The sequence below is a fragment of the Streptomyces klenkii genome, assembly GCF_003626645.1.
Lineage (GTDB): Bacteria > Actinomycetota > Actinomycetes > Streptomycetales > Streptomycetaceae > Streptomyces > Streptomyces klenkii.
In genome coordinates this window covers 16277-27691 of record NZ_RBAM01000033.1, presented here as the reverse complement: position 1 = coordinate 27691, position 11415 = coordinate 16277, and the positions used below count along the sequence as shown (strand labels likewise).

Here is an 11415-nt window from a genome sequence, read left to right as displayed (position 1 = left end):
TCGCCCGACTGAAGACCTGGCGCATCCTCCGCAGAGCCCGCTGTTCAACCAACCGCATCAGTCGCATCGTCCAGGCCGTCCACACCCTCCTGAACTGCGGCTATGCAGGATGAAAGACGTTCACTGAGCCTTTTCCAGGAAGGTCATTCAGAACTAGTTGATCATGATGTGGTCCAGGTGCGGAGGAGGCCGGGCTGGACGACGGTCTCGAGGGTTTCGGGGAAACGGCCGAGGGGGCCGCGGTAGTTCTTGGCGAGTACTTTCCAGTTCTTGAGGTGGCCGGTGCAGCGCTCGGCCGCGGAGCGGATCGCAAAGCGGGCCCGGTTGCAGTCCTTTCTCTGCTTCGGTCAGCGACCGGTGCCGGGGCTGCTTGTATGGAGTGAGCAGCCCAGAGCCCTGGCAGCTCTTGCCGCCCAGGCGGGGGTGGCTGCCGGCCGTGGTCTCCGCCCCCGGGGACGGTGTCAGTGCAGGAGTCGTGGCGGGCACCGGGCCGGCCCGCGGCCTGGAGTCTGCCGCGCAGGCCGGAGATGTCCTGCATGTTGTCCCGCACCAGCGGTGTTTCGCGGAGAACAGCTGCTCAGCAGCCTTCCAGCTCCAGCACGGGGCCAGGAACCCGTCCACCAGGCCCGGCCCGCCCCGGGGCAGTCGGCTGATCCCGGACCCCAGCCGTCTCAGGCTGTCGTGCACCGCCGACCGCAACGCGGCCGCCTACTGGGAGACCGTCAGCTGGGACACATCGGACAAACTCGCCAGCCATCTCCTGCACCGATCGTGCCGCAGCAGGAAGCACAGCAGGATGACCGCCCTCCACAATGGCAGCACCCGTGGCCGCCCGATATCCCGGTCCCAGGCCGGGAGTCGCCGCTCCGCCCTCCCCGTGAGCAGGGACAGCTGGTACGAACTCAAACCGGCAGTACGGCGGAAACGCACCGCCCCCCGGACGAGCGCGCGGGAGCTGGCACTTCACACGCTACGCCGGAGGGACAGGTCCTGCTTTCAGCAATCACCGTGCAGTAAGATCACAGACTTTTGAATGACCTTCCTGGCGCATCTTCCGCCGGGTGTGATGCTCCACCAACCGCATCGGGACCATCATCCAAGTCATTCACACTTTCCTGGCCTGTCAAACCGAAGGATGAAAAAGATTCACAGACCACTTGCCGAGCAATAGGAGCTTCACGCCCCTGGCGGCCGGGCCGAGTGATTATCTCATGGGGTCAACGTGGCCTACCCCACCCGCGCGGGCTGTACGACTTAAGGAGGATGCCCGGATGGTACGCCGGCCTGATGGTTTTCATGTCGTTCCTGGTGCAGGATGAAAAGGAGTAAAGGACTTAAACCGAGAGGGAGCAGAGCATGGCCGGTAAGTCTGTCGTCATGGTCACCGCCGGAGTCGTCGTGACGCTGGGCGTCGCCACAGTCGTCGCCGTTTTGGTGGCCAAGGAGTGGATCGATAAGCGGCACAATGAGACCGCTTCGTATGCGAGTGGCGCTGAGGCGAAGAAAGAACGCGGCTCTGTCCCGCGCTGGCTACCGGACGACGCCTCCTCGGTTCAGTACGCGATGAAGACTACTGGCGGCGAGCGCCTGGTGAAAGCCACGCTCAAAGACGGCAGGCTGCCGTCGGTCTGCAAGCCAGCCGCGGAGTTGCACGCTCCGGCTCCGGAGATCGAAGCGAAGTGGTTCCCCAACAACGTGGCGGGGAAGGCGACTGCCCGCTGCGAGCTGTACTACGCCTACACCAACGGATCCACTCTGTACGCTTGGCAGATCAACCAGGACTGGGTCGACAGCAACAAGCAACGCTGACGCCGGGAGACATCGAGCCCCGGGGCGTTGTGATGTATTCGGGGCACCGCGACTTCCGGTTCGTCGGCCATGGTCTTACGAGATCCCCACCATCCGCCATGACGGGCGCAGCCCCTGGCTGAGCCGAACGACCGATCAGCAAGGCACCGATGCTCGCTTTCATCCCCACCTCTCTCTTCCTCGTTCTTTTCTGTCTCAGTGTCCGGGAGGACCGTCGGCGTTTCCGCAACGCGGTACTTTTCGGGCTGACTCTGCTCAGTCTTTCGGTCGCCCTGCTCCTCCAGGCCCGCCACCTGCCCGACGGCCTGGCCATGATGATCTACACGCTGGTCTTCCTGGTCCCCGTCTTCGGCGTGGTGGCGCTCGGCGTCTTCCTGGTCGCGAACGGGCTCGCCATGATCAAGAAGGAGGGGCGCCGCCCGGCCAATCTGCTCTCCGGCCTGCTGGGCGTGGCCGTCTTCGGCATGCTCTTCTTCGTGTGGTCGGTGGCCCGCATCAATGTTTCGCCCGCGTATCAAGCATTCGTTCTTGCTGTGCTCCTCCTCTCTGGCTACGTCTCCTTCCTGTTCCTCTGCTTCCTCGCCTACGCCGTCCTCTACGGGCGGATCAAAGTCCGGGGCAACGTGGACTTCGTGGTCATGCTGGGGTCCGGTCTGATTGGCGGCGAGCGTGTGTCTCCGCTGCTGGCCTCCCGCCTGCGCAAGGGCCTGGAGATCCACAATGCGCAGGTCGCGCGTGGCGGACCGGCACCGATCCTGCTCACCTCCGGCGGTCAGGGCCCGGACGAGAAGCTGCCCGAGTCCACAGCGATGTCACGCTGGCTCATCCAGCAAGGTGCCCCGGTCTGGCACATCCAAGAGGAGAACCGCTCCTGCACCACCGATGAGAACCTTCACTTCAGCCACGAGATGATGACCGCCGGCAAGGCCGGCTACCGCTGCGTGGTGGTGACCAACAACTTCCACGCCTTCCGCGCCGCTATGACCGCCCGCCGGGCTGGGGTCAGCGGTCAGGTGCTCGGTTCGCCGACCGCGAAGTACTTCTGGCCCAGTGCCACCATCCGCGAATTCGTCGCCGTGTTCTGGGAACACAGGACGGTCAACCTGAGCATCTGCGCCGCGCTGACCGTCCTGGGGGTGAGCGCCGGACTCACCCGGTGAACCAGCACGGACAGGCCAGCAGACGGATTACTACTGAGTCTGAACTCGTAGTGTCGTAGTGGCTAACAGGTCTTGATCCCTACGGTAGGCCGGAGGCATGCAGTACGCGCAAGGCGGTGGGCTGACCGATGAGCGGCGGGAGTTCAGGGTACGGCTGCGGCTCCAGGCGGCCGAACGGTTTGCTCGGGGTGAGATGCCTTCCGTGATCGCGAAGGATTTACGGGTTCATGTGCGGTCGGTGGAGCGGTGACGGAAGGCATGGCGGGCCGGTGGTCCCAGAGCCCTGCGTTCCACGGGTCCGGCCTCGCTGCCGAGGCTGGACGCGCCCCTCTACGACGACCCCCGCGCCCAGACCACACTGGAACGCTGGCACCAGGTCCACGCCCTGCCCGACCAGGACGTGGGCCTGCTCGCATGCGCCCGCCGCCTGCAACTGGCCCTGAACACCTCAAACGCTACGCCCGCGCCGACCGGCCCGAGCGCATGCTCTGTGTCCCCAAGTACCGCGCCAGCCTCGTCGATCCCTCCCGCGAACACCTGCGCAAACGCCGGGCCGAGGACCCCGCCATCCCCGTCGTCACCTCTTCGGAGAGATCAAGGCCCTCGGCTTCACCGGCTGCCTGAACCTCCTGCACGAGTACATCAGCCAGGGCCGTGCCGACGCCGGCCGCAGCCATATCTCCCCGCGCCGGCTCGCCCGGATGCTGCTGACCAGACCCGGCAACCTCAAGGCCGAGCGGCACGACCTCCTGGCCAAGCTCACCGCCGCCTGCCCTGAGATGACCTAACTGGCGCCGGGCATCAGTGAGACTCTTTCATTCTCAGTTCCTGCAGGTCAGCAGGCTGGCGCCTGACAAGTCATCAGGCTGCTGACCTGCGGTGTTGCGCCGACCCCAGCCAGGCGGACACAAGCATCATCACCCTCCCGGGACAGGATGAAAGACGTTCAGTTACCGGACTGCGTGGCCGAGTGGCGCACGGTGGTGATGGCCTACCGCCTCTGCCTGTTGGGCGTGTCCGGGCATTCGAGAGGGGCGCTGGTGGGGCGGGGTGTTCAGGGTGTGTTCTCGCAGCCGCCAATGTTGCCGTTGCTGGTTCCCGGCTGGTTGACGCGGCAGGTGTCGGTGCCGTTTCCTCCGTCAGCGTAGGAGCTGCGATCCAGGTGCATGCGGGTGCCGCCGGGGCCTTCGATGATGTCGTCACCGTCCCCGGCCATCACGATGGTGTCGTTGCTTCCGATCTGGAGACGGTCATTGCCGTCGTTGCCCTCCACCCGCCCACCGGGACCGACGGTCGAGATGTTGAGGGTGTCGTATCCGGCGTCGCCGTGAACCTCGGACTGGAGGCCCACGGTGTCGACGGTCAGGGTGTCGTTGCCGTTGCCACCGCTGACAGCCGAGCGGTTGTCGTAGGTGCCTGAGAGCCCTCCCGTGACGGTGATGTCATCCTCCCCGTCGCCGCCGTTGATCCTCTTGGTGCCCCCCAGGGACCTGATGAAGATCGTGTCGTTGCCGTCGTCGCCGTTGACGGTGACGTCCGCGGTCGTACCGAGAACGCGGACGGTGTCGTCGCCGCCCAGGCCGTTGATCGTGCTTCTGTCCGCGAGTCTGAGACACCGGATGTCGTCGTTCTCGGCAGTGCCATTGATCTCTCCGTCTGCGGTGACGGTGATGCGCGTGGGGCCGTTGAAACAGAGGGACGCGGCCTGCGTGGGAGTGGCCAGAGCGAGGGTGAGGGCGCTGGTGCCGGTGAGGAGAGCCGCTGCGAACAGGGCACGATGACGGCTTGCGGGCCGGAGTGTGGTCACGATGCTTTCCTTTTGGGGAGGTTCGGAGCTCATTTCATTTGGAGAGTCGGCGGTAGCAGATGAGGGGGCAGGCGATGCTGATGCAGGCAAGGAAGTGATCGGCTTTTCGCTCGCAGCCTCGGTGGAGGTGTTGGCAGCCGGCGAGCCAGGACATGGTGCGTTGGAAGGTCCAGCAGTGCCGGCCCAGTCGTGGGAGGCTCGGTGTCCTTGTGGGCGATGCGGTGGGTGATGCCACGTGTGCGAAGCCGCCACTGCAGTGATGGAGGATGCCGGCCGCTGGCTGTACGGTCGAATCGTCGTACGAGTCACGCTCGACCAGCAACGCTGACCAAGATCCTGTTACGAGCTCTTAGGGCTCGATGGTGCGGCTGGTCTCGGCACTGTTGAGTAGGTGCGGGCGGTACTGGATTTTCTTCAGCTTCTGCTTCACGACACGGACCGGATGGTCCAGGTTGGCGGCGACGTCTTCGGGGGAGTGTTGGAGGAGACCCCGATCCCGGTGGCCATCGAGACTTCCCGCGGCCTGCTGGTCGCCGTGCTGCGGACCGGGAAGCGGAAGGTGTACGCGATCAACCCGCTGGCCGCCGCCCGCTACCGAGACCGGCACAGCGTCTCGCGCAAGAAGTCCGACCCTGGCGACGCCCTCGTCCTGGCGAACATCCTGCGCACTGACATGCACGCCCACCGCCCCCTGCCCGACGACTCCGACCTCGGCCGGGCGATCGCCGTCCTTGCCCGCGCTCAGCAGGACCCCTTGTGGAACCGGCAGCAGCTCGCCAACCAGCTCCGTTCCCTCCTGCGCGAGTACTACCCGGCCGCGCTGAACGCCTTCGCGACCTGGACCAATGGCCTGTGCCGCCCCGAGGCCCGCGAACTCCTCAACGTCGCTCCGACCCCGACACGGGCGGCACAACTGACCCGCACGCAGCTCCGGGCAGCCCTCAAGCGGGCCGGCCGCCAGCGCCGCATCGACACCGAGGCCGACCGCCTCCGTGACGTTTTCCGCACCGAGTGGGCCCACCAGCCGCCACTCGTCGAGGACGCCCTCGGCAAGCAGATGCTCGCCCTCCTCATGCAGCTCGACGCAGCCTGCACCGCCGCCGACCAGCTCGCCGAGGCAGTGGAAGAAGCGTTCCCTCAGCACCCTGACGCCGAGATCCTGACAAGCTTCCCCGGGCTCGGCATCCAGCTCGCCGCCCGGACCCTCGCCGAGATCGGCGACGACCGCACCAGCTTCGCCGACGCACGCGGCCTGAAGGCATACGCCGACGCTTCGCCCATCACCCGCGCCTCCGGCAAGAAGCCGAGCATCACCCGCCGCTGGGTGAAGAACGACAGGCTCAACCATGCCGGCTACCTGTGGGCCTTCGCGGCTCCGAACGGATCCCCCCCGGGGCCAAGGCCCACTACCGTCGGCGCCGCGACGAACACGGAGACTGGAACGCCGCCGCCCGGCGGAACCTGTTCAATCGAATGCTGGGCCAGCTCTACCACTGCCTCCAGCACCGCAAGCTGTTCGACGAGGACACGGCCTTCCCAACCACTCTCGCCGCTGCCGCTTGACACGTTGGCACCGTGAGGTGTCTGGCGGACCCTCGCTCGCCACCACGGCCGCCGCGAACACCTGCCTCAAACCATCCAGGCCGTAGCCGCCGTCGCCTCTCACCAGCAAAGCGCCACCCGGCCGCTCACCACTACCTGACCAGCGGCGAGAGGCGGCCAACGACGCGCCACGGCCAACCATGCACGAGCTCGTAAAAGCTGTCCCGTAACTCGGTGCAGGTCGGCGCGAGGTGCCATCTGCCCGGTTTGGCGTAGCCGAGCAGTTATCAGGAATCTGGACAGAGCGGCACAGGTCGCCGGCTCCTCACGGGTGCAGACCAACCCAAGATGAGATACGGGACAGCCTTTAGCCGGCCACCTTGCCCATCAGTTGTCCACAGCTTTGATCGACGCTTTGAACAGGGGGCGGCGACCTCTGTCTGCTTCCGGTCCTCCATCAGCACGGACATCGCCGACAACCGCACAGCCTCTGCCCGTCCGGTGACCAGGGCGGCGCGTCACCCGCGAGTTCCCTCAGACGTGGTCAACGAGTCTGAACCCAAAGCACTTCGGATCAAGACAGCTCTTCCTCTGTTGTGGGTTGGGTTTCAGGCTGTTCTGGGGTGGGGGTGGGTTCTTCGCGTGGGGCGGGGCGTTGTGACGGGATGGTTTGGGTGGCCCGTGGAGGTGTGGTGCTGGTGCCGGTTCGTGGTGGTGTGGTGCGCAGGTTGGGGGGGGTGGGGATGGCGGGTCGGGGGGTGATGGGTGGTCGGGGGATGAGAGGCGGTGGGGTGGTGTTTGTGGTGGTGTGGACGGTGGTGGTGAGTTCGGTGGTGGTGTTATCAGTGGTGGTGCGGATGGTGAATTGTCGTGTGGTGTCGGTGGTGGTGATGCGGGGCGCGGGGGCGGTGCCGTCGCTTCCGGTGGTGGTGGTGGCGCTGGTGTCGTTGCCGTGGAAGCGAGCATTGTTGGTGCCGATGATGCGGAAGTGGACACGGGCGCCGGGGACTGGGCGGCCGTACTGGTCAAGGACTTTGACAGCTAGTCCGGTCGCGGCGGTAGTGCCCGGGACGATAGTCAGATCGTGGTTGTTGTCGATGCGTTCGACGTGTTCGGTAGGGTCGGGGCGCTCGGGTGGGGTGGAGGGGTCGGGCCAGTCGGTACCGCTCTTACCGGGGGTGGGGTGGGGGGAGGGGACCGGGCTGGTGGGGTCGTCCGTGGTGCCCGGACGCCGTTCGGGCTGGGGGGTATCGCCGCGCATGAGCGGCCTTTGGGATGTGCCGGGCGCCGGGGACAGCGGGGTGAAGGTGGAGCCTGATTCGATTCCGGGGTCAGGGAGGGAGAAGGGTTTGCGGGTGCGGTAGGCGCGCATCCATGCTTTGACGGCGTTGGCGTAGGGGCGTGAATTGTTGTAGCTCAAGATGGCCCGGTCGAGGTCGGCGGGTTTGCTGAGGTCTTTGTTGCCAGCGCAGAGGTAGCGGGCGGTTCCGGCGGCGGCATCGAAGATGTTGGTGGGATCTTTGATGCCGCCGCCGCGGCCGTCGGCGGGGTAGCTACGCCAGGTGGTGGGGATGAATTGCAAGGGGCCGACGGCATGGTCGTAGGTGGGGTCGCGGTCCCAGGTGCCGTGGTCAGTGTCTTTAACGAGGGCGTATCGGGTGCCGTCCAGGGCGGGACCGATGATGGGTTTGGTGGTGGATCCGTCGGGGCGCAGGCCATAGCCGCTTGCGTGCTGGGATTCGACTTTGCCGATGCCAGCGATGAGTTGCCAGGGCAGGTGGCAGTGGGGATAGAGGGCGCGGGCGAGGGTTTCGGCGTGTCGGTAGGCGGCGAGGGCGGTAGCCGGGATACCGGTGGAGCGGTCGGTGAGGGCGGTGGGTGTGGCGGATCTGTCGGTGTCAGGCCCGGCTGCCAGGTCGGGCAGAGCGAGGTTGGGGGACCCGTGGGGTCGGCTCTGCAGGCTGTTGGGGCCCGGTGAGTTCGGGGCGCCTGATGATGTGCCCATGGCGACTGTTGCGGTGGTCAGGCAGGCGGCCAGCAAGGCAGCGCCCAGCCCCCGGCGAGAGAGGAGGAGGAGGGCCTGGGTGCGTGGTGTGTTCATGACGGATATTTCCTGCCGGTAGAGGAGTAAACGCGGATCGTGCGCCTGTGGTGCTACGTGGATCGGCGCCTGAAAGGGGCGCTAAAGGTATTCTCGTAATCCCATAACTGTGCTGTGGTGTCACGGTGGCTGTGGTTTTTGGGTTGAGATCAGTCAGCGAGGGCGAGGTTGCGCATGTGGGTCACGTTGCTGGTGGCCCAGTGGACACCGTCGCCCTTGAGCCAGCAGTCGCGGAGGATCTTCCAGTTCTTCATGCGGGCGAAGATGTGCTCGACGCGGGCTCGGGCTCGCATTCGGCGGTGGGATGCGTTGTGCTCTTCTTTCCACTGCTCCAGCCGTTCCTGTCCCGCCTTGCGGCGGTGCGGGATGGGCAATCCGGTGTTCTGGTAGCCGCCGTCGGCGATGACGGTGGCATTGCCGCACGCGGTGTCGATGCCGGAGCCGGAAGGCGGCGCAGTCGTTGTGGTTGCCGGGTATCGGAGGGCCGACCGCCAACACGAGCTTGGTGTCTGCCTTGATGAGGACCTGCATGTTCGCCGAGTAGGGGTGGTTCTTCGAGGGGGCGGTGACCGACCTGGTCGTGGGTGGGCGCCAGCGTTCCGTCCACGACGAGCACGTCGTCACTGCCGGGCCAGCATCCGGCAGGCGCGAGGGTCAGCAGCGGCCCGTGTTGCTTAATGATCCGGCTGACTGCTGCCGTGGAGATCCCGAAGAGCGGGGCGAGCTGCGGCATGGACAGGTTAGTGCGGCAGTACATCGCTACCAGCACTACCCGGTCCTCCAGCGACAGTGACCACGGACTACCTGGCCGACCCGGGTCCAGGGCCTGCCCGCCGGCCCGGGGACGGCCTTGACCAGCCGCTGGAACTAGGATGTGCATATCTTGGAACCCGGCTTGCCCCGGTCCACGGGCGACGGGTCTGTGAGTTCGCCCCCTTTTCCGCGCGTACGTGGGCGGAGTCCAGGACGACGCGGGTCACATCGATCAGGCCCGCGTCATCGAGACGGTGCAGGACCGCCTTGTGGAGCCGACCCCACACGCCTGCGCGTGACCAGATCACGAACCGCCGGTGCGCGGTCGACTTCAATATGCCGAAGCACGGCGGCAACGCCCGCCAGACACAGCCGCTGACTAGCACGTAGATGATCGCGGCGAACACCGTCTCGTCAGGTGTGTCCTGCGTCCCACCGCCTTGTGGCCGGACCTTCGCCGCTACGAGCACGATCCTCGCAACTACCTGGCATTCCTCGGACTTGCCGCCTCAATCTGCTGCTACAAGCGACTCGTCCGCCTCACCACATAGGCCACGGTCTAAATAGGGATTATATGTATATAATCCCTATTTGTTCTGTTCTGTGCCCAATGCTTTTCGATGTTGAGAGGGGGAAGGGGAATGTGAATCGGGTTGGACAGGGCCCCTCGGCTTGCCGTGTGATGATTGGGGCTGTCGGGCTGGCATCGAGGGGCCCTGCCGTGGCAATCCTCTCGTTTCATCCGCGCCCTGTCTCGGGTGTTTTGTTGTTCAAGGGGCGGAGTGAATCAGGTTCACCGTAGTGGATGTGAGCGGTTTCTACTTTCGTTGGAGAGTGGCTTTCATGCCGGCTGATTCGAGGGTGGCGCTGACTACGGCTGTGGCGTTCGCCTTGCCACCGCAGCTGGGCGAGGAAAGCTTTGCTTCTTTCCCGCCAGCTTCCTTCCATGACAATTGTGCAGGCTTGAATGTGAAGGGGACAGCGGTGCCCGGGGAGGCTTTCTTTACTGCGTCGGGGGCCATGATGAATTGCAGTGTGCCGCCGGTGGAGCTGGTTTTGGTAATCCTCAGGTTAGTCTTCTTGTCGGTGTAGAAAACTGAGTTTTGTGATGCTCCCATCGGCACCCCGAACCAGTCTTCGAGCTTCGCTCCACACTTGGCTGGGGCGAGATTGAGGGTTTTCGGTGCGGTGGTTTGAGCCGTGCTGGTTCCGGCGGCGTTTATCGTGGCGAGTCCGCAGATTACGGCAGCGACGGCGATAATTTGTGCGCGCAAAACAGAGCCCTCCTTGGTGGAGTGATGTTGTATGCTATTCGGCGCTTCACGTGTCTTCGGTCGAGGTTTTTGTGTTTCCTGTGTCCTCCGGATTTTTTGGGATCTTCGAGGATTCTTCCGGCATCCGCTGCGTCTTGAGGCCAGGTCTGCCAAGAAGTGTGTGCAGGTCGGCGTGGCCTCAATCGGTCGGGGCAGGGTGCCCGGTGGGTGAGAGGGCCACGCATGACCGAAGCAGTCGGCTGGGGTTGTGTCCTTGGAAGTGATGTTCGGGTTCTGCTTGTTCCGGGGGGTTGATCCAGTGGGGTCCCGGATAGATGGACGCTCACCGGTTGGTCTTCAGGACGTCAAGCCTTCGAGGGGGATCGGCGCGGTGACATATCTGGCGGTGTGCCTTTGCGTGCTTTCTCCTACAGTAGGAGAAGGCCTTGACCCTGGATCTTGAACACCGGAGACACTTGGATCTTGATGGTCCGGGTGGGCAGGAGTCCTGCACAGATGGTGATGAAGCACTACCCGCCGGAGTTCAAGGCGGACGCGGTGGCGTTGTACCCGGTCGAGGCCGGGAGTGACGATCAAGTCGGTTGCCGAGGACTTCGGGTCAATACCGAGATGCTGTGCAACTGGAGCCGGGCCGCCGACGGCCGGCGCCCTGGTTCTCGCTCGACGCCCCGTGGCACTTCGTCAGCCTCGGCTGCGGACTCGGTGGGGCCGTCGCTCCCGAGGGCCCGAACGATGCGGATGACAGCTGTTGCCAGGTGCTGGACGTGGCCACGAACACGATCGCGGCCAGCACCTCCCGGTCGCGGCACCGGCGCCGGCACCTCAGACACCACACACTGGAATAACTCCCACAACTCATCTGGCACCAGCCGCTCAACGATCCCCACCACGCTGGCACAACGATCAAGGAGCCGGGCGCGCTACGGCCAACTGCGCACGAGCTCGTTACTGACTTTGTAGACGTGGTGT

5 protein-coding genes and 7 pseudogenes are annotated in these 11415 nt (G+C 65.1%); 6 read left to right on the top strand and 6 right to left on the bottom strand.

The features are described 5' to 3' along the window. The 4 genes and pseudogenes from D7231_RS33600 to D7231_RS33580 all read left to right on the top strand — a co-directional run. Positions 1-113: pseudogene (locus tag D7231_RS33600) on the top strand (IS5/IS1182 family transposase); the annotation flags it as partial. Positions 114-1356: 1243 nt separating this feature from the next. Continuing rightward, on the top strand, positions 1357-1809 hold the full coding sequence (locus tag D7231_RS33590) for a hypothetical protein (RefSeq protein WP_120759972.1): 453 nt from the start codon (positions 1357-1359) through the stop codon (positions 1807-1809). Positions 1810-1958: 149 nt separating this feature from the next. Beyond that, complete coding sequence (locus tag D7231_RS33585) at positions 1959-2969, top strand: YdcF family protein (RefSeq protein ID WP_120759970.1); 1011 nt, start codon at positions 1959-1961, stop codon at positions 2967-2969. Positions 2970-3066: 97 nt separating this feature from the next. Beyond that, positions 3067-3754 (top strand): annotated as a pseudogene (locus D7231_RS33580) (helix-turn-helix domain-containing protein); the annotation flags it as partial. Positions 3755-4023: 269 nt separating this feature from the next. On the opposite strand, the gene D7231_RS33575 reads toward D7231_RS33580, so the two are convergent. After that, positions 4024-4809, bottom strand: coding sequence for a hypothetical protein (locus D7231_RS33575; protein WP_147449846.1), 786 nt, complete (start codon positions 4807-4809; stop codon positions 4024-4026). A gap of 454 nt (positions 4810-5263) precedes the next feature. Here D7231_RS33575 and D7231_RS33570 point away from each other — a divergent pair. After that, positions 5264-6339, top strand: a pseudogene (locus tag D7231_RS33570) (IS110 family transposase); the annotation flags it as partial. Between the two features lie 553 nt (positions 6340-6892). Here D7231_RS33570 and D7231_RS38215 read toward each other — a convergent pair. The 3 genes and pseudogenes from D7231_RS38215 to D7231_RS33555 all read right to left on the bottom strand — a co-directional run. Beyond that, entirely contained in the window at positions 6893-8419 is a 1527-nt protein-coding gene (locus tag D7231_RS38215; RefSeq protein ID WP_158673872.1) for a lytic transglycosylase domain-containing protein, read from the bottom strand. Positions 8420-8568: 149 nt separating this feature from the next. Then, a pseudogene (locus D7231_RS33560) lies at positions 8569-9299 on the bottom strand (transposase). Then, a pseudogene (locus tag D7231_RS33555) lies at positions 9273-9630 on the bottom strand (transposase); the annotation flags it as partial. The pseudogenes D7231_RS33555 and D7231_RS33560, both read right to left, overlap by 27 nt. On the opposite strand from D7231_RS33555, the pseudogene D7231_RS37155 reads away from it, so the two are divergent. After that, positions 9631-9723, top strand: a pseudogene (locus D7231_RS37155) (IS5/IS1182 family transposase); the annotation flags it as partial. It abuts the pseudogene before it with no gap. Positions 9724-9990: 267 nt separating this feature from the next. Here D7231_RS37155 and D7231_RS36320 read toward each other — a convergent pair. Both D7231_RS36320 and D7231_RS37945 read right to left on the bottom strand, forming a co-directional pair. After that, positions 9991-10446 carry a hypothetical protein gene (locus D7231_RS36320; RefSeq protein ID WP_147449845.1) on the bottom strand — a complete coding sequence of 152 codons (456 nt, stop codon included), beginning with the start codon at positions 10444-10446 and terminating at the stop codon, positions 9991-9993. A 706-nt stretch (positions 10447-11152) separates the two neighbouring features. After that, positions 11153-11336: pseudogene (locus tag D7231_RS37945) on the bottom strand (IS5/IS1182 family transposase); the annotation flags it as partial. Positions 11337-11415 lie beyond the last annotated feature (79 nt).